The sequence below is a fragment of the Puribacter membranae genome (assembly GCF_055380425.1).
Map to the genome: position 1 here is coordinate 1991958 of NZ_AP040167.1, position 18156 is coordinate 2010113.

The 18156-nt window shown below is 51.3% G+C and carries 17 protein-coding genes; 5 read left to right on the forward strand and 12 right to left on the reverse strand.

Annotated features, from left to right (window positions below; translation table 11 throughout):
* Positions 1–14 precede the first annotated feature (14 nt).
* On the reverse strand, positions 15–806 hold the full coding sequence (locus ACZ41M_RS09580) for a ComF family protein (RefSeq protein WP_464731381.1): 792 nt from the start codon (positions 804–806) through the stop codon (positions 15–17).
* A gap of 111 nt (positions 807–917) precedes the next feature.
* Here ACZ41M_RS09580 and ACZ41M_RS09585 point away from each other — a divergent pair, with 111 nt between their 5' ends.
* The gene (locus tag ACZ41M_RS09585; protein ID WP_464731380.1) at positions 918–1757 is read left to right on the forward strand and encodes a hypothetical protein; all 840 of its coding nucleotides are present in this window, start codon (positions 918–920) and stop codon (positions 1755–1757) included.
* Entirely contained in the window at positions 1754–2356 is a 603-nt protein-coding gene (locus ACZ41M_RS09590; RefSeq protein ID WP_464731379.1) for an SCO family protein, read from the forward strand. Before ACZ41M_RS09585 ends, ACZ41M_RS09590 begins: the two co-directional genes overlap by 4 nt.
* Before the next feature lie 46 nt (positions 2357–2402).
* Here ACZ41M_RS09590 and ACZ41M_RS09595 read toward each other — a convergent pair whose 3' ends face one another.
* The 11 genes from ACZ41M_RS09595 to gyrA form a co-directional block, all read right to left on the reverse strand.
* Positions 2403–2948, reverse strand: coding sequence for a YaeQ family protein (locus ACZ41M_RS09595; protein WP_464731378.1), 546 nt, complete (start codon positions 2946–2948; stop codon positions 2403–2405).
* Between the two features lie 13 nt (positions 2949–2961).
* Positions 2962–3645, reverse strand: coding sequence for a YecA/YgfB family protein (locus ACZ41M_RS09600; protein WP_464731377.1), 684 nt, complete (start codon positions 3643–3645; stop codon positions 2962–2964).
* Entirely contained in the window at positions 3642–4964 is a 1323-nt protein-coding gene (gene aroA / locus ACZ41M_RS09605) for a 3-phosphoshikimate 1-carboxyvinyltransferase (protein WP_464731376.1), read from the reverse strand. Before aroA ends, ACZ41M_RS09600 begins: the two co-directional genes overlap by 4 nt.
* Before the next feature lie 70 nt (positions 4965–5034).
* Positions 5035–6036: a DUF4424 family protein gene (locus ACZ41M_RS09610; RefSeq protein WP_464731375.1), complete on the reverse strand. Its 1002-nt coding sequence runs from the start codon at positions 6034–6036 to the stop codon at positions 5035–5037.
* Positions 6037–6080: 44 nt separating this feature from the next.
* Positions 6081–7058, reverse strand: a complete 978-nt coding sequence (locus ACZ41M_RS09615; protein WP_464731374.1) for a GIY-YIG nuclease family protein — start codon at positions 7056–7058, stop codon at positions 6081–6083.
* Positions 7058–7972, reverse strand: a complete 915-nt coding sequence (locus ACZ41M_RS09620; RefSeq protein WP_464731373.1) for a prephenate dehydrogenase — start codon at positions 7970–7972, stop codon at positions 7058–7060. Before ACZ41M_RS09620 ends, ACZ41M_RS09615 begins: the two co-directional genes overlap by 1 nt.
* A gap of 21 nt (positions 7973–7993) precedes the next feature.
* Positions 7994–8506: a GNAT family N-acetyltransferase gene (locus tag ACZ41M_RS09625; RefSeq protein WP_464731372.1), complete on the reverse strand. Its 513-nt coding sequence runs from the start codon at positions 8504–8506 to the stop codon at positions 7994–7996.
* Positions 8507–8530: 24 nt separating this feature from the next.
* A complete protein-coding gene (pheA, locus tag ACZ41M_RS09630; protein WP_464731371.1) occupies positions 8531–9640 on the reverse strand; it encodes a prephenate dehydratase in 1110 nt (369 codons plus the stop codon).
* A 53-nt stretch (positions 9641–9693) separates the two neighbouring features.
* On the reverse strand, positions 9694–10545 hold the full coding sequence (locus tag ACZ41M_RS09635) for a GIY-YIG nuclease family protein (RefSeq protein ID WP_464731370.1): 852 nt from the start codon (positions 10543–10545) through the stop codon (positions 9694–9696).
* A 61-nt stretch (positions 10546–10606) separates the two neighbouring features.
* The gene (gene serC / locus ACZ41M_RS09640) at positions 10607–11746 is read right to left on the reverse strand and encodes a 3-phosphoserine/phosphohydroxythreonine transaminase (RefSeq protein WP_464731369.1); all 1140 of its coding nucleotides are present in this window, start codon (positions 11744–11746) and stop codon (positions 10607–10609) included.
* Positions 11747–11930: 184 nt separating this feature from the next.
* Positions 11931–14561 (reverse strand): DNA gyrase subunit A, encoded by a 2631-nt coding sequence (gene gyrA, locus ACZ41M_RS09645; RefSeq protein WP_464731368.1) that lies wholly within the window; start codon positions 14559–14561, stop codon positions 11931–11933.
* A gap of 478 nt (positions 14562–15039) precedes the next feature.
* Between gyrA and ACZ41M_RS09650 the strand changes: the two genes are divergently transcribed.
* From ACZ41M_RS09650 to ACZ41M_RS09660, 3 genes are all read left to right on the forward strand, one after another.
* Positions 15040–15744: an OmpA family protein gene (locus ACZ41M_RS09650; protein ID WP_464731367.1), complete on the forward strand. Its 705-nt coding sequence runs from the start codon at positions 15040–15042 to the stop codon at positions 15742–15744.
* A gap of 221 nt (positions 15745–15965) precedes the next feature.
* Entirely contained in the window at positions 15966–16679 is a 714-nt protein-coding gene (gene ubiG, locus ACZ41M_RS09655; RefSeq protein WP_464731366.1) for a bifunctional 2-polyprenyl-6-hydroxyphenol methylase/3-demethylubiquinol 3-O-methyltransferase UbiG, read from the forward strand.
* Positions 16680–17073: 394 nt separating this feature from the next.
* A complete protein-coding gene (locus tag ACZ41M_RS09660; RefSeq protein ID WP_464731365.1) occupies positions 17074–18024 on the forward strand; it encodes a porin in 951 nt (316 codons plus the stop codon).
* Positions 18025–18156: the final 132 nt, after the last annotated feature.

Below are 18156 nucleotides of genomic sequence, written 5' to 3' on the forward strand. Positions count from 1 at the left end.
GGTAAAGCGCTATTTTAAAGCTTTGGCGACTTCGGCGTGCGGGCAATCAACACATTATCCACCTGCCGCGCGCCGGATTGTTTCAATGTATGCGCGATTTCATGCAGCGTCGCCCCCGTGGTGATGATGTCGTCGATCACTGCGATGTGTTGGTCGCGTGGCGAAAAATCCGCCGCGAGCGCAAAGGCGTTTTTCACCTGCTTGCGCCGCTGATCGGGTTTGACATGAATTTGCAGTTGATCGTGATGCACGCGCATCAGCGCATCGGGCCTGAAAACCGGCGTATTGCTCGGCCAAATCGCGCGCAGGTCGATGTGCTGCATGATTAAACGTAAAGGGTTGAAGCCGCGCTGCTGCACGCGCGTGGGCAATGCGGGCACGAGGACGATCGTATCGGGACGCTGCGTTTGCGCATACGCGCTCAACGCATGGCGCAGACCATCGGCCAGCAGTGGCGCGAGGTGCAGGGCGTGGTGAAATTTAAATTGCAGCAAGGCATGCTGCATCTGTCCGACATAATCGGCAAACACCGTACTGCGATCAAACGCAGGCGGATCGGTCAGGCAATTGCCGCACAGCGGCTCAGCGGTGTGCAGCAGATGTGCGCATTGGGTGCAGCGCGGATGCGGTTCCTCCTCCAGGCTGGTATGTGTCAGCGTTTCGGCGCAGCCCGCGCACAAGCGCGGCGACGCAGGCATTTCCCCCGACGTTTGCCCGCATAAAACGCAGCCGCCCACCCTTTTGGCCAAATGGTCATACAGGCGGTTTTTACGTTGATTCAGCGATTCGACAAAATGGGTGAACATACGGTTTGGGGCGCTGGGTGGCTCATGTTAAAATGGGAAACTTTAATGCCATGTTACGGCGTATCCGTGCATGATTCAACCTGTTTCAAAGCGTTTTAACGCACATATCCAATGACCACAGCTCGTATTCCTGACAATCTGGTGCACTATGCTGCTCGCGATTTACTGCGCCGCGCCGAGGTGATTCAATCTCCGCTGACACGCGTGCGTGAAATCAGCCCCGCGCCGCTGCCCTCAGACGATCTGCGCGCCGCGTATCCCAACGCGACGGTGGAGCAGTGGTGTGTGGGTGATGTCGCGCCGATTACTGAACACAAATCCTTGTGGAAAAAGCTCAATCCGTTTGCCTCCAACACAACGCCGCTGCGCATCGCACCAGCACAATGGGATACACAACTGACGCAAGCCCAACCCGCACAACGGCTGCTCGCGCCGTTCGTGCTGGACACCATCGCCGCAGGCGATACGCTCGCGGCATTGGCACAGCTGCCGAGCTGGTTTGCACCGGACGGCGTGCTGCTGTTCGCCACGCTGGGGGCGGGTTCTCTACCCGAGCTGGTCAATCGCAATGCCGACTGGCTCGCGCAGGTGCAGCATCTGCCGACCATCATGGCGATGGGGCGACGCTTGCAGGATTTGCGTTTTGGCTTGCCCGTGCTTGATGTTGAAACCGTGCGTTTGGGCTATGACGACGCAGAAACCTTGTGGCAAGACGTGCTGCACTTTTGCCCCAGTCTACCAACGCTGTCCGATGCCGAACGTAGCCATTGGCGCGTGCAGACGCAAACCGCTTTTGATGAGGGCGTGCGTCAGCTCTCGATCGAAATTATTTACGGACAGGTGTGGCAGCCGACAGTCACAGCAAAAGAGCTCGCGGATGACGGCGTGCGCACCGTGTCGCTCGAATCGCTCACCGCCAGTTTAAACAAACGCCCTGAAGGAACTGAATGATGTTATCCCGTTTACTCAAAAAAACCGCATCGGCCGCGCTGCTGATTGCCGTACTGAGCGCTTGCCAGCCAACGCCGCAGTACCTCAATACCAACGTCACCGCCAGCAATCTGCACACCACCATCCCGCTGACCACGCAAAACGGCGAGCCGCTCCAAGTCAACGCGCCGCAAAAAGGCAAAATCAGCGCCGTGTTTTTCGGCTACACCCAGTGCCCCGATATTTGCCCGACCACGCTGGGCAAAATGAAAATCGTGATGGACCAACTCGGTGCGGACGCGGACAAAGTGCGCGTCGTATTCATCACCGTTGACCCCGAGCGCGACACACCGGAAGTGCTCAAAGCCTATATGGCCGCGTTCAACCCGACCTTCATCGGCGCCTACGCCGACCCGATCGAGCGCACGCGCGAGATGGCCAAACAATTCCAAGTGGTGTATGAAAAAGAAGGCAGCGGCCCGAACTACATCGTGAACCACACGGCGAATCTGTACCTGCTCGATGAGAACGGCAAAACCATCGTGTCCGCGCCGTATGAGGCCAAACCCGAAGCCATCGTGCACGACATCAAGCAGATGTTAGCGGCGCAAAGTAAATAAAAATAAGGGCGCATCATGCGCCCTATCAGTGTTATCCGTCATTCGATTACGCCGACGCCTTGCGTTTTTGACACATCAATAAATGCGCGCCGAGCGCGCCACGCGCATCCGACAGCCAAACATCACCATCCTGCACCGTGCATTGCAGCGTCATATTGCGCTGGCACAGGGTTTTGAGAGCTGACGTATCGGGCAGTTGATAGACCGACACTTTATCCAGCGGCATCATCGCCGATTCGTTGTCGCGCCACCATTTATCCGCCAATGCGCCGTACAAATACACCGCGACTGCATCGGCACGCCCGCAGGCTTTGCGTATGCGGCGCTCGTCCGGCAAACCAACCTCAATCCACTGGCGAATTTCACCTGAATAATCGAGATGCCACAAGTCCGGCTCCTCGTCGGTGGAAATGCCCTTGCCAAAAATCAAGCGCTCGTGCGCATTCAGGATAAACGCCAGCAGGCGCACCATCATGCGCTCCTCGGTCTCGGACGGGTGCTGCGCGAGCGTCAAAGCGTGGTCGGCGTAATACGACCGATCCATGTCGGCAATCGACAGCTCGGCTTTGTAAATGGTGGATTTGAGTGCCATTGTATGGGTTGTATCAGTGTAAGCGTCGTTTGCGTTTCGGTGGTTTCGGGGATTTGGTCACGCCACGTTTAGATTTCGGCGTAGAGGCAAGTCTGTCCGCTGTTCGTCGCTCAAAAAAGTATTCGTGAATGGAAAGTACAGCCTCAAAAATTTGTTCCATTTCATTTTCACCCTCTTCTATGGAGTCATAGCAATCATCGGGTGCGGTTTCGGCATGGAGCATGAGGCGGGCGAAATCTTCGCTGAGGGTGTTTATAACTTCGTCATCTTGCCAATCTGACCATAATTGCATTCCGTGTAGATAACCATGCACCCATAAAACGGAAACAGGCCGTAAATCATCGCCAATCTCAAGGATAAGAGGTATTAATTCCGATTTCATCAGGTTTTTCGCTACGCGGTTGTACAAAGTCATAACGGCTTGAATAAAGGAATTGAGTTCATCGATATTTTTCCATTCAGGGCTACATTGAGGTTCACCCCAAATGTGCGGCAGCCACTCGGAGGGTGGGATCAAATTCGGGGCGCTGATGATGGCGGTGAAATAGCCATCCAAAGCGGAGATTTCGATTATCGGCGAGAAATCCATCTCGCCCTTATCAAGCTTTTGCTCTAATAGGCTGAGTTCTCGCTGGTGAATGGGATGGTATTCTAAGAGCGCTGCTTCAACAATATCGATGGCGTCTTCTATTTTCATGATAATAATGTCTCCAGTATTTCAAAATACGTCGGGAAGGTTTTGCCCACGCATTTCGGATTATTGATGGTCACGCCGACGGGCGACAGCGCGAGTAAGGAAAAACACATCGCCATGCGGTGATCGTCGTAGGTATCAATCGCCGCATGACGCCATTCGTTCGCTGCGGGCGGCGTGATTTCGATGAAATCCGCGCCTTCGATGACATGCGCGCCGACTTTGCGCAGTTCGGTCGCCATCGCGCTCAAGCGGTCGGTTTCCTTCACGCGCCACGAAGCAATATTGGTCAATCGGGTGGTGCCGTGCGCGAACAGCGCAGCAGTCGCCAGGGTCATCGCCGCATCGGGAATGTGGTTGCAGTCCAGTTCGATGCCGCGCAATTGCGTTTCGTTGCCCGTGCCATCGTCCTGATGCACGCCGCGTACCTCAATCCAGTTCGCACCCATCATCGCATTCGCGCCCATCAGTTGCAGTGCATCGGCGAATTTCACGTCGCCTTGGATGCTGGATAAACCGACGCCGTGGATTTTGATCGGACCGCCGCCGAGCGCGCCGAGCGCGATGAAATACGAGGCGGAGGACGCGTCCCCTTCGACAAAAATTTCCTTCGGCGACACATAGTGCGAACCCGATGGAATTGTGAACGACGACCAGCCGTCGCGCGTCACCTGCACGCCGAAACGCGCCATCAGGTTCAGCGTGATTTCGATGTAGGGTTTGGAAATCAATTCGCCGATGACGTGAATGGTGACGTTGCGATTCAGTAGCGGTGCGGCCATCAATACGGCGGTGAGAAATTGACTCGACACATTGCCCTTGATTGACAGTGACAGATTACCGTCGGGGATGCGTGCGGGCGTGAGCGTGAACGGCGGATAGCCCGTATTGCCGGTGTACGCGACCTGCACGCCGATTTGCGCCAGCGCGTCGAGCAGATCGCCAATCGGGCGCTCATGCATGCGTGGCACACCGTGCAACTGATATGTACCGTTTTGCAAAGCCAATACCGCCGTCAGTGGACGTATCGCCGTACCCGCGTTGCCCATGAATAAATCCGCGGATTTATTGGGAAAGTCGCCGCCTGTGCCCACCACATCATAATCATGCTCTGCCACCTGCGTGACCGACACACCGAGTGTATTCAGTGCGTTTAGCATCACGCGCGTATCGTCCGAGTCGAGCACGTCGCGCACGCGCGTGGTTGCGCCTTTTTCAGCCAATGCGGCGAGCAGCAGCACACGGTTGGAAATGCTTTTCGAGCCGGGCAGGGTGACTTCGCCACGGGCGTGGTGGGTGGGGTTGAGGGTGAGTTGTTCCATAGTCTATTAAGTTACGATTCGGTTGGGACAGTATTTTACGCAGGGTGATTGAGCGTCATACTGAGTTTAATCAAGGTTGCCAATTTCCTTGATCCTTTAAGGCAGGTATGGCAAAGATAATGTCTATGTCGCGTGTGGGCGTAAAGTTGGTTTTATACGCTTCAAACCGAGTGTCTGAAACTTTCTTTAATGAGCGATCCCAGCACAAAGACATCAATGTGTCTTTGGGTTTCTCAATCGTGAGGTGAAAACGCTCAATCGGCTTTGCCCAGTTTGCGCCGGTGGTCAGGATGTAGCCCAAGGCTTCATAAGAAGGATAAATACGCTGGCTACGCGTCATTTTTTGCCAAAACGTCTCGTCAAAGCAATAGGTTTTCTGCATGTCTCGCGCGTATTCCTCATCACTGCGCGAGATTCCAGCCAGGCTGCCACCGATCAACGGCACGTATTCGTGGCGTACGCGAATGCTTTGCTTGGCCGGAAAGGTTTGCTGCCAACTGTATATGATTTGCGAATCCCAAACAGGCTGATCTATTGGAAGCGATGAAATGATGCGCGCTTTGGCCAATTGGGCAAGGCAGGGTTGGATGACATGATCTTCGTTTCCATTGCGCAGCAAACTGGCCGGATCGGCAATCTGCGCATCGTTCAAATGGCATTCGGTGCGTAGGGCTTCGGTAATATCGATGCTGGCCTTGGATGTATCGCGCCACAGCGCGCGAACGTGCTGCGTTGGCTTGACTGATTGACCGTTCACCCAGATTTTGAATGATTGGTGCAAAGCCTTAACATTGGCAAAATCCCCATCAACGTCCGTTGCGGCAGCAGGCAGCGGGAACAGCACCGTTTCTGTTATGTCCGATGCCGCATCATTGTGAAACTCATAGTCAACTCGGATTTTATCGACGCTGATAAACAAATCCTCAGACACCATGCGAATCTCGTCGCTTTTCAAGTACTGCACGCCGCCGGTAGAAACCCAGCCGACCGAATCATTGGCGTGAGCGCTGTGCATCGCGCCCAGCAAACCCAGTAACGCCAGAGAAAAACCATACGCAGGGTGTTTCATCATGCAGCTCCTAAGCTATTGATAGAAAAATATTTCATAGAGTAGCCTCAGTTTAAGGCAATATCGGCAAGCTCAAAACAGTGATATCTTTTCCACTGACATCCACCTTTACGCATTAATCGCAAATTAAAGGTTTTTATTGCCTCCATGACTCCAGTTAGTTGAATGAACTCATAAAATTCATTGAGCTCAATAATGATGCGTTTTTGATCTTTTCCGCCAGAGGCATGGATCGTATCATCCATATAAAAAGAGGAGAACTTAGATTGAAGTACATCATAATTTTGATGTTGCTCCAAAATAGATTTACTCAGCCAAATAGATAAATAAATAAGCTTTACAGGATTTAAAGTGTTATTTAAATCAAATTCAGGTGTGTCTTCAAATAACACCATGGTTTCCTGCCAAGAAATATTAAATCGAGCGAATGGTTTTCCGGGGGATGGCAAACAGGATACACTCCAAAACGAGTACTCTGTACTTTTTGGAAATGGAATCGTACGAGTTATATAAAAGTGAATGATTTTGGCAATATTATCAAAAAATTCGTGCTGTTTAAGCTGAAACATCTTTTTTGAATATTTAGTACGCAACTCAGGAAAGTCAAAACGTTTAACATTTGTTTCACTTAAAGATGAATCAGTATTAGATAGCCATTTCATTTGTAGTTCAGGTGCAATAACCAGATCTAAATCGGTGTCTCTAGTTACAATGCTGACAATATTAATGTTTCTTAATTTTTTACCCAAATCTTCCAGTGCATAAACTGTACTTTTTTCCTCTTCCGACAGCTTTGATTTTGCAACTTCTTTGAAGCTTATAAACTCAATATCTGAGAAACTCTTTATATGTTGAGCATAGCGCTTTACAACGTCAGTAGCTAAGCCGACATAGTATTCATGATTTGTAAAATGTAGTATGTAAATACCACATCGGTTTGTTTGTGAAAATTCGCCAGAAATACTCTTCAGTTCTTTGCAAAAAAAGAACTTTTTAAAACCTATGTTCACAAACTCAGATTGCATTATTGCTCTTTCCCCCAAGCCAAACGCTTCTCACTGGCGCGGGTGAATTCGCTTAATATCTCGTCGCCATCCGACGCGGCGATTTTATCGCGCAATTGTTGCACGTGCGCTAAATACACATCCAGATCGTGCAAAATCGCCTCGCGGTTGTTCAGACACACATCGCGCCACATTTCGGGGCTGGCGGCGGCGATACGGGTGAAATCGCGAAAGCCCGCGCCTGCCATGGCGAATTTATCATCCGACAAATTTGAATCGGCGACATGGTTCATCAGTGCGTAGGCGAGCACGTGCGGCACATGCGAGACCGCGGCAAAAATCGCATCGTGCGCCTGTAAATCCATTTGATACACCAGCCCGCCGGTCGCTTGCCACATGGCGACCACGGTGGTGATTTGCTCTGGCGTGTTGTGCGCGGGTTGAGGCAATGGACAGACCATGATTTTTTTGTTCACGTACAAATCGGCCAATGCCGCTTGCGGGCCGTTCACCTCACGTCCGGCGATCGGGTGTGCGAGGACGAATTGATGGATGCGCTCGCCCAAAACCGCGCGCGCGTCGTCATACACCGACTGCTTGGTACTGCCCGCATCGGTGATGATGGTGTGTGGTGCGAGGTGCGGCAGCAGATCGCGCAACACCGCTTGTGTTTGCCCCACCGGCATGGCCAGCACAATCACGTCGGCAGAGGCGACGGCTGCGGCGTATTCGGGCGTGTTCGGCTGCACAAAGCGGTCAATCAAACCCAATTCAACCGCATGCTGCATCACCTCAACGCGGCGGCCGATGCCTGTGACGTTTTGCACCACGCCCGCGTTTTTCAACGCCAGCGTGAGTGAGCCGCCGATCAGGCCAGCGCCCACGAGTAAGAGATTTTTAATCTGCGGTGGTGGCAGAGTGGCGTATAACTTCATAATAAAAACCGTGGTGATTGTCTATTTTGACTGTTTGAGCGCGGGGGATAATCGCGCCATGGACAGTCCATCGGCATATTGCCCCGCACGAAACGCAAAGGCGCGGTGCGTGCCTTCAATTTCAAAGCCATACTTTTGATACAAAGCGATGGCGTGTTGATTATCGCTAAATACGTTTAATTCAATTCGGGCGAGGTTGAGCCAATTATCGGCCAAATCCAGCAACGCGTGCATCAATGCTTTGCCAACGCCTTTACTGTGGTACTGGTCATGAACGGCGATGCCCAGCGTTGCGGCATGGCGACGGCGCGGTGACGTGGACTTGGACCACAAAACAGCATGACCGACCACCACGTTATCTAATAGCGCGACCAAGTTGCAAAGGTCATTTGCCGTGTCGGTGAGTCTTTTTTCCCATGACTCCAGCGAAGGGTACGGTATTCCCATCGTGCCGTGAATCACCTGAGGTTGGCTGTACAATTGATACAGCGCTTCGTAATCCCCAGGTTCTGCATGGCGAATGTGTATCGACATCGGTTTTCTCCATCCCTGTTTCACTTATACGGTTACCGGATACGAGCCCAAACATTTATAAAATGCCGCTTGCGCTTCGATTTCGGCCAGTGCCTTGGCAACATTGTCCTGCTCGGTATGACCGATAAAATCAATGTAGAAGTAATATTCCCAGCCTTTTTGTTTCGCGGGGCGTGACTCAAAACGCACCATCGATACGCCATGGCGCGCCAGCGGTTCGATCAATTCGAATACCGATCCGGCCTTATTCGGCGCAGCGAGAATCAACGAGGTTTTGTCCGCAGGGCTTGGGCTGCAGACTTGTTTGCCGAGCACGACGAAGCGCGTGCGGTTGTTTGCATCGTCCTGAATGCCGACCGCGACTTTTTGCAGTTCGTACATCATCGCCGCGGAATCGCCCGCGATACAGGCGATGGCGTCGGATTCCTGCGCCATGCGCGCGCCTTGCGCGTTCGACAACACCGGTTTTTGCTCAATATTCGGATAATGCTGTTTCAGCCAGCCGTAGCACTGCGCCAATGCCTGCGGATGCGCGACGATGGTGGTGACCTGTGTCATATCGCCCGTGCGGTGCATCAATGAGTGACGAATCGCGAGCGATACCTCGGCGCAAATGCGCAGGGGCGAATTGAGCAGCAAATCCATGGTGCGGTTGATCGCGCCTTCGATCGAGTTTTCAATCGGCACCACGCCAAACGTCGCGCCATCGGCCTCAACCGCGTGAAAAATATCGTCGATGCTCACGCAGTCCACTCCGACGATGGCGTGGCCGAATTGTTTGAACATCGCCTGTTCGGTATACGTGCCCGCAGGGCCGAGGTAGGCGACCTTGACCGGCTCCTCCATCGCGCGGCACACGCTCATCACTTCGCGCCAGAGGGTTTGTAGTTGGGGCGTGGGCAATGGCCCCGGATTGCGCTGGGCGATTTTTTCCAATACGGCGGATTCTCGCTCTGGGCGATACACCGGTTGGTCGTATTTTTGCTTGACCTCGCCGACCTGCTGCGCGAGTTTGGCGCGCTCGTTCAGTAGGGTCAATAATTGCGCATCCACCGCGTCAATTTGCGTGCGGATGGGGGCGAGGTCGGCATCGACTTGCGCTTGGAGTTCAGGGGTGAGTTCGGTTTTGTTCATACTATTTCATTTAAAACAAGTCATTCTTCTAAATTACAAAAATTAAAGATAAATCATTTTAATACCTGTGCGTTAGCATATTTGTTTTCTTCTTTTTCAATGAATTCATCAATCCATTGACTGTAGTTCATCTTCTTTTTAATACGGTTGGTTTTGAGTAGTGGACCAATAACTTCTCGATAAAACTCTTTATTTTTCATAGATTGTAAGCCGTAAGCAAAATTACCACACTTCATTCTGAAGTGTTCAAACCCATCCATGTCGGTTAGATCAATCGGTTCTTCTACTAAGTTTTCAATCCCACTCAAAATATATGTATCAAGTTCTTCATGGTACTGAATATCTTCAACGAGTAACTCCGACCATAAGTAGTATCTGTTATGTTTGCAGTTCGTTGGCTTACCACCCAAAATAATGGCAACAGTTGAACCGAGCATGTTGATGGCAAGTCGTTTTTTGCTATAAATTCCGTAGTTAACATTCAATGTCGTTAGTTCTTCCTCATCTGTTTCACCAGGGAAATACCCCATTTTTTCAAGACTATGATACTGAATAAAGTGCTCATATCTTAGGTTGTCTCTTTTGGGAAAGCGGGGATTAACCCCCATAAGCTGTACATTGTATGCAGGTTGTAATGTTTCAATGTAGTAACGCTCTCTTTCAATTAGACGCTCTTCTGAACATAACTCAATAATTTCAAATAAAAAGTTGCCAAAAATTCCGGCTTTACTAACTTGCTCTCTTAGTTTGTATTTCGCAAATGACATCCTAATAACAGATTCATTTGAATTGTCATTGATTGATAGTGTGTGTGATTTCCAGCGAGAAAAAATATCTCGTGATTGACCAATATAAAATTTTCCATTGCTTAGATTAGTTATTTTGTAGATACCGGTTTGCCGCATATTCCATTCCTTACCAACCTAAACTTCCATTTTCTATTTTAATTAGTTAAAGACAGAAAAATTATTTTTGTCGATTCTCAAACTCACCCATAAATTTAACCAACGCCTGCACCGCCTCCATACTCACCGCGTTGTAAATACTCGCGCGCATGCCACCAACCATTTTGTGGCCTTTGAGCGCGGCCAGTCCAGCCGCTTGTGATTCGGCGAGGAATGCTGCGTTCAGCGATTCGTCACGTAGGAAAAACGGTACGTTCATGCAGGAGCGGTACTTGGGTTGAACGTCGTTGCGATAGAGTTTGGAGTTGTCGATGAATTCGTACAGCAGTTTGGCTTTGGCGTCGTTGATCTCGGCCATGGCTGCCACGCCGCCTTGTTGCTCCAGCCATTCAAACACCAAACCCGCAATATAAATAGACAGCGTCGGCGGAGTGTTGAACATGGAGTCGTTGTCGGCGACATTGCGCCAGTTGAACGCCGATGGACACAGCGGATGCTGACGATCAAGCAGATCATCACGCACAATCACAAAGGTGACGCCCGCAGGGCCGATGTTTTTCTGCGCGCCGCCGTAGATCACGCCGTAGCGCGTCACGTCGAGCGGGCGCGAGAGGATGTTGGACGACATATCGGCGACGAGGAAGGCGCCGCGTGCGGCCAAATCATCGGCGACCGATTGCGGGGCGAACCATTCCACGCCGTGGATGGTTTCGTTCGGGCAAAAATTGACGTAATTCGGTTTATCGGACAATTGCCATGTGTCCGGCTCGGGGAAGTAGAGGAATTTGCCGCTGCCGTCGTCGGAGTTGGCAATAATGTTGCATGCGCCGCCACCGGCGCGCGCGTAGCGGTCGGCTTCTTTTTGGGTTTTGAGCGACCATGCGCCGGAAATCACGCTGTCGATGGTTTGGTTCGCGCCTTGCGCTGCGTCGCCAAGCAGGTTCAGCGGGATGATGGCGTTTTCGCCGATCGCACCGCCTTGCAGGAACAGAATTTGGTAGTTGTCGGGGATGTTGAGCAGGCGGCGAAAGGCGTCGCGCGTGCGCAGAAAGACTTCGGTGTAGACCGCGCCGCGATGGCTCATTTCCATGATGGAGACGCCGGTTCCGTTGAAATTGAGCAGTTCGGACTGCATTTTTTCTAAGACGGGCGTGGGCAATGCGGCGGGGCCCGCCGCGAAATTGTGGATGCGATGGTTCATAATTAAATGTCAGTCAAATCAAGGGAGTGGCTCTATTATCGCTGAAAATGCGGCGCGGACATAGGCTTTTTGTGGTTTCATGCCGAGAGTACGCGGTTGTGCGGCGTGGGTTCATGAAAAAGGGGCGCATGATTGCGCCCCTGTAGATTGTTTCGGATGAGTGATCCGTTTCCGTTTATCGGCGTTACTCTGCCGTATCTGCGTCGTTTGCCGTTGGCGTGGCTTCATCTGCCGCGTCCACATCGGTTTCGTCTTCTTCATCCACCGACATCATGACTTTTTGCACGCCGCTGAGTACGTCGCCGTCATCCAGACCGATCAGCGTGACGCCTTGCGTCGCGCGACCCACCACGCGAACCTCGGCGATTCGGGTGCGTACCAGCGTGCCGCCTTGGGTAATCAGCATGATTTGATCGTCTTCCTCGACCAACTGCGCGGCGACGACTTTGCCGTTGCGCTCGGAGGTTTGGATGGCGATCATGCCTTTGGTGCCGCGCCCATGGCGGGTGTATTCGGTGATCGGGGTGCGTTTGCCAAAGCCGTTTTCGGTGGCGGTCAGGACAAACTGTTCTTCGTTTTCAGCGACCAGCAGCGAGATGATGCTTTGGCCTTCGTCGAGGTTCATGCCGCGCACACCGCGCGCGCCGCGACCCATTGGGCGCACGTCGTTTTCGTCAAAGCGCACGGCTTTGCCCGCGTCGGAGAACAGCATGACGTCGTGTTGACCATCGGTGATCGCTGCGCCGATCAGGTAGTCGCCTTCGTCCAGCGTGACGGCGATGATGCCGGCTTTACGCGGATTGGAGAAATCGGACAGCGGGGTTTTCTTGACCGTGCCCATGCTGGTGGCCATGAAGACGTATTGATCTTCGGGGAATCCTTCACGCGCATTGATCGGCAGCATGACGGTGATTTTTTCGCCTTCTTCGAGTGGCAGCATGCGAATGATCGGCGTGCCGCGCGAGGTGCGTGAGCCAGCCGGTACTTCGTACACGCGCGTCCAGTAGACGCGGCCACGATTGGAGAAGCTCAAAATGGTGTCGTGCGTGTTGGCGACGAACAGGTTTTCGATCCAGTCTTCTTCGCCTTTGGTCGAAGCGGCTTGCTTGCCGCGTCCGCCACGACGCTGCGTACGGTATTCGGACAGGGCTTGCGCCTTGATGTAGCCGGTGTTGGACAGGGTAACCACCATGTCTTGCGGCGTGATCAGGTCTTCAATATCAATGTCGGACGCGTCCATCTCGATGGTCGAGCGGCGCGCGTCGCCGAATTCGGCTTCGATTGCGGTCAATTCGGTTTCGATGATCGCGGTCACGCGCTCAGGACGGCTGAGAATGTCGATCAAGTCGGCAATGTGCGTCATGATGTCTTTGTATTCCTGCACGATTTTGTCTTGTTCCAGACCGGTCAGGCGCTGCAGGCGCATTTGCAGGATTTCTTGTGCTTGAATCTCAGACAGACGGTACAGGCCGTTTTCTTGCAGGCCAACGTCCGCCAGCAGACCGTCCGGACGGTACAACTCGCGTCCGCCGTCGGTGCGCGAGAGCATTTCGCGCACCAGCGACGAATCCCAAGTTTTCGCCATCAAGTCGGCTTTCGCTTGCGGTGGCGTCGGTGCGGCTTTGATGATTTCGATGAACTCATCAATATTCGCCAATGCGACCGCCAGCCCCTCTAATATATGAGCACGATCGCGCGCTTTGCGCAGCTCAAACACGGTGCGGCGAGTCACGACTTCGCGGCGGTGTTCGAGGAAGTACAAAATCATTTCACGCAGATTGAGCAGTTTCGGCTGGCCATTGACCAGCGCGACCATGTTCATGCCGAAGGTGTCTTGCAGTTGCGTGTGTTTGTACAGATTGTTCAGAACGACTTCGGCGACTTCGCCGCGTTTGAGTTCGATCACCACGCGCATACCGGATTTATCCGATTCGTCGCGGATGTCGGAAATGCCTTCGAGCCGCTTGTCGTTCACCATCTCGGCGATGGTTTCGAGCAGCTTGCGTTTGTTGACCTGATACGGCAGCTCGTCCACGATGATCGCCTGACGGTTGCCTTTTTCCATGTCCTCAAAATGCGTACGCGCGCGCATCACCACGCGCCCGCGACCAGTGCGGTAACCCTGACGTACGCCGCCAATGCCGTAAATAATACCGGCGGTCGGGAAATCCGGCGCAGGGACGATCTCGATCAACTCGTCCACGGTGGCTTCGGGATTTTTCAGCAGATGCAGACAGCCTTTAACGATTTCACTCAGGTTGTGCGGCGGGATGTTGGTCGCCATACCGACTGCGATACCGGTTGAACCATTAATTAATAGATTCGGAATGCGCGTTGGCAAAACCAAGGGTTCGCGTTCATTGCCATCGTAGTTCGGGCCGAAATCGACGGTTTCCTTGTCGATATCCTCTAATAGTTGGTGGCCGATTTTCGCCATGCGAATCTCGGTGTAACGCATCGCTGCCGCCGCGTCACCGTCGACGGAGCCGAAGTTACCTTGGCCATCCACCAGCGGGTAACGCAGCGAAAAATCCTGCGCCATACGCACCACGGTGTTGTACACCGCCATGTCGCCGTGCGGGTGATATTTACCGATCACGTCACCGACAATACGGGCGGATTTCTTATACGCGCGATTCCAATCATTATTCAATTCGTGCATCGCATACAGCACGCGGCGATGTACCGGTTTCAAACCGTCACGTACGTCTGGCAGCGCACGACCCACAATTACGCTCATGGCATAATCAAGGTATGAACGACGCATCTCGTCTTCAAGTGGAATCGGCAAGGTTTCTTTGGCAAACGATGACATAAGGCATCCTTATTGTTTTATCGGACACAGAGGCTGTCCCAATCAGTCAAGTTTCAATCCGCTATTCTAACATGTCGCCAGAGTCAAAAACAGAGCGATTCGTGTTTGTTTCTATGGCAATGACATGGTGTCGGCAACTAATGGCAGTCTGATTGACAAATTGCTTTGGCACATAAAGTGCGATTGAAAACCAAGGCGCGGCTTTATAAAGCCTGTGTTGCATAATTGAAACAAAAATCGCATAATGAACGCAAATCGTGAAACTTAATTGATTTTTGTCTGCACTAAGGCGTGTAAGTTGTGGCACAATGAATTCGTGCGGTGTTGATGATGCATTGATTGTGTAAGCAAGTGTGTTGCACAGTGCACAATCAATAGCTATAATATGGCACTGTTTAATAAAGGGTTTAACACTTCATTAAACTCGTGGTGAACGTTCTCGCAGGCTGACTGCGCACTTTCCAAAAAGAGGAGAAACATGAAAAACTTCGTAAAAGTTGCTTCTTTGGTCGCAACATTGGCCTTGGCGGCATGTCAAACTAACCCAAGCACTACTTTTGCTCCAAAAGCAGATCCAGTAAACAGCCGTAACGTACAAAATTCTGACGGCCAAATTTGGTTGAGCGGCGATTACGGCGCGACCAACGGCACAGACAAATTGTGCTGGCAAACTGGCTACTACCCAGATGGCAACCCAATCCCAGGTTGCGATGCAATGCCTGAGAAAAATGTAACCATCGACAAATCTCGTTTGAACTTTGACGCGCAAACATTGTTCGGTTTCGACCAAGCAACTCTGCGTCCAGAAGGTCAAGCTATGTTGTCTCGCTTGGCATCAGCTTTGAACTCAGTTGCATACAAAGATGCAATCGTTGTGGGTCACACTGACTCATGGGGTTCTGACGCATACAATGACCGTTTGTCATTGCGTCGTGCCGAAGCGGTTAAAGCATACTTGGTTGGTCAAGGCGTTCCTGCTGGCAAGATCGTTACCAAAGGTATGGGCGAGCGCGAATTGATCGTTGATCCAAAAACTTGTAAAGGCACTAAAGCTGCTCGTCAAGCATGTGAGCAACCTAACCGCCGCGTGACTGTGGATATCGAAGGTGTTGTTGTACCTGCGAACCAAGTAAACAAATGGCGTGATACTTTGAACGCTGTTGGCGTAAACGTTAAGAAATAATTTTTCTTGATGGACAAAAAGCCTCGCTGATGCGAGGCTTTTTTATTGCTCGCGCTCAGTTGTTTATCCAGTCAAGTGGGAATAAAGCACAGAACAGGTGGCGACGAATGAGGCTTTGGCATAAAATGCTAAAGATTACTTGGAACGAAGGCGCAGGTCGTGCAGGATGGGTGACGAATGACTTCGTAAGTAAAATTGACATCTGATATAAGAGATATTCTATGAATACACATAATGTGAACGCCGCCGAAATTGAAAAATTTTCTCAACATGCATCCGAATGGTGGAATGAGCAAGGGCCATTGAAAACCCTGCATCAAATCAACCCGACACGGGTGCAGTGGATTGCGCAGCACGCCCAACTGGCAGGCGCCAAAACCCTGGATATTGGTTGTGGTGGTGGGATTTTGAGCGAGGCGCTCGCACGAGAAGGTGCGCTGGTTACCGCTTTGGATATGGCGGAGGACTCGATTGATATTGCGCGCGAGCACGCGAAAATCAGTCAACTTGAAATTGATTATCAAGCGGTTACGGCGGAGGCTTGGGCAGAAGCACATCCGGAATCCTACGATGTCATTACCTGTATGGAGTTGTTGGAGCATGTGCCTGATCCGGCTTCGGTAATTCACGCGAGCGCACAACTCTTGGCGCCCGGTGGTATGGTTTTTTACTCCACCATCAACCGCAATCCCAAAGCGTGGGCGTTAACTATCGCCGCCGCCGAATACCTGCTCAAATGGATTCCCAAGGGCACACATCAATATGACACCTTCATCAAGCCAAGTGAATTATCGGCGATGGCGCGTCAGTCGGGTTTGGAGGTGGTTGGATTGGCAGGGGTGGGTTATCAGCCTTGGAAATCCAAACAATATCCGTTTGTGCCAACCAACGATACCAGCGTGAATTACATGATGGTCTGCCGCAAGCCAAAATAAGAAGAGAATTTGCCCCGTATAAGCAAGCCCCGCCTTTCCATGTGTGCAGCGCTTGTTGTTGGGTTTGGCTGCTTTAGCTTGTCGGGTAGACGTGTATTCAAACGTTGGCAGAGTTAATTGCTTGGGCTAAATCCATTCAATTAATGTGGATAAAGCAGGTTTTCTTAAATCCAATCAAAGGCTTACTGAGATGTTGTGTATACACAACAGCGCGTGGTAAAGTTGCGACAAAATAACAATAAAATACGATAAAGATGGACAAAAAAGCGCATGATAGGACAATGAATGCGTCGGAATTGCAAAAAATTCGCATTTCGTAAGTGCTCTTGTAAAGAGTGGTTAAGGTTAAAGAAAAACTTTAACTTTTAAGTTTAACTTTTGAGGGGATAAACAAATGAAAAAGACTTTAGTCGCTTTGGCCGTTTTGGGTTCATTTGCAAGCGTGGCTTCTGCCGCTACCAGCGTAACTTTGTACGGTCGTTTGGACGTGGGCTATGACAGCTTCCACCATGACGGCTTGAAATTACAACAAGATGCAATCGCTAACCAATCTCGTTTCGGCGTTAAAGGTGAAGAAGATTTGGGTAACGGTTTGGCCGCTACATTCAAATTGGAAGGTCGTTTTAGCGCGGATACAGGTGCATACACCAAAGACATGTTTGATCGTGAATCAACTGTTGGTTTGAAAGGCGCGTTTGGTCATGTTCGTTTCGGTCGCGCTTTGGCTGCAATGGATAATGGTATCGGTGGTTTCACTGTTGGTGAGCGTGTAGCGTCTTTTGATAATTACTCTTCAGCAGCTCGTCACAGCAACTCTATGTTCTATGACTACTCAAATAGCGGTTTCTCAGTAGGTGGTAACGTATCAACTAAAGGTGGCGCGTTGGATGTTGCCGAAGGTGCTGATGCTTCTAAAGTAGGTTACGGTTTGTATGCTAAATATGATGCCAATAATCTGGGCTTGGGCGCGGCATACCAACGTGACGGCAATGGCGGTAAAGAGTGGGGTGTAGGCGCTTCTTACACGTTCGCTCCTGTGACTTTGGGTGCTTCATATGCTGATCACAAAAATGCGGCAAGCACAAAAACTCGTATCGTTAATGCCTATGTTTCTGGCGATGTAACTGCGAACGATACTGTTTACTTCCAATACAACCGCAATCAAGAAAAAACTGCGTCTAACGTCAAAACCACTCAAAATGCTTATGGCTTGGGCTATATGCATGCTTTGAGCAAACGCACCAGCGTTTATGCTGAAACTGCACGTACCAAACGCGTGGCTCCAGGTGCTACAGAAGCATCAAACGGCTGGGACTACAGCGTTGCTATGCGCCACAAATTCTAATCTAAAGCTTCTTTAGTTAGATAAAAAGGCTCGCGTTTTGCGAGCCTTTTCCGTTTTGTTCTTTATGCGAATGCTCGGAAAACACACGATAAATGTGGTTGATATGCAACAAACTGTTAGAAAACTGGCTGA

Bases quoted from the DNA above. Each gene is read 5' to 3' on its own strand.
- ACZ41M_RS09615 (WP_464731374.1), bottom strand. From the start codon at position 7,058: ATGCAATCTGAGTTTGTGAACATAGGTTTTAAAAAGTTCTTTTTTTGC.
- aroA (WP_464731376.1), bottom strand. From the start codon at position 4,964: ATGGAACAACTCACCCTCAACCCCACCCACCACGCCCGTGGCGAAGTC.
- serC (WP_464731369.1), bottom strand. From the start codon at position 11,746: ATGAACCATCGCATCCACAATTTCGCGGCGGGCCCCGCCGCATTGCCC.
- ACZ41M_RS09590 (WP_464731379.1), top strand. From the start codon at position 1,754: ATGATGTTATCCCGTTTACTCAAAAAAACCGCATCGGCCGCGCTGCTG.
- ACZ41M_RS09620 (WP_464731373.1), bottom strand. From the start codon at position 7,972: ATGAAGTTATACGCCACTCTGCCACCACCGCAGATTAAAAATCTCTTA.
- gyrA (WP_464731368.1), bottom strand. From the start codon at position 14,561: ATGTCATCGTTTGCCAAAGAAACCTTGCCGATTCCACTTGAAGACGAG.
- ACZ41M_RS09610 (WP_464731375.1), bottom strand. From the start codon at position 6,036: ATGATGAAACACCCTGCGTATGGTTTTTCTCTGGCGTTACTGGGTTTG.
- ACZ41M_RS09650 (WP_464731367.1), top strand. From the start codon at position 15,040: ATGAAAAACTTCGTAAAAGTTGCTTCTTTGGTCGCAACATTGGCCTTG.
- ACZ41M_RS09625 (WP_464731372.1), bottom strand. From the start codon at position 8,506: ATGTCGATACACATTCGCCATGCAGAACCTGGGGATTACGAAGCGCTG.
- pheA (WP_464731371.1), bottom strand. From the start codon at position 9,640: ATGAACAAAACCGAACTCACCCCTGAACTCCAAGCGCAAGTCGATGCC.
- ACZ41M_RS09585 (WP_464731380.1), top strand. From the start codon at position 918: ATGACCACAGCTCGTATTCCTGACAATCTGGTGCACTATGCTGCTCGC.
- ACZ41M_RS09595 (WP_464731378.1), bottom strand. From the start codon at position 2,948: ATGGCACTCAAATCCACCATTTACAAAGCCGAGCTGTCGATTGCCGAC.
- ACZ41M_RS09580 (WP_464731381.1), bottom strand. From the start codon at position 806: ATGTTCACCCATTTTGTCGAATCGCTGAATCAACGTAAAAACCGCCTG.
- ACZ41M_RS09600 (WP_464731377.1), bottom strand. From the start codon at position 3,645: ATGAAAATAGAAGACGCCATCGATATTGTTGAAGCAGCGCTCTTAGAA.
- ACZ41M_RS09660 (WP_464731365.1), top strand. From the start codon at position 17,074: ATGAAAAAGACTTTAGTCGCTTTGGCCGTTTTGGGTTCATTTGCAAGC.
- ubiG (WP_464731366.1), top strand. From the start codon at position 15,966: ATGAATACACATAATGTGAACGCCGCCGAAATTGAAAAATTTTCTCAA.
- ACZ41M_RS09635 (WP_464731370.1), bottom strand. From the start codon at position 10,545: ATGCGGCAAACCGGTATCTACAAAATAACTAATCTAAGCAATGGAAAA.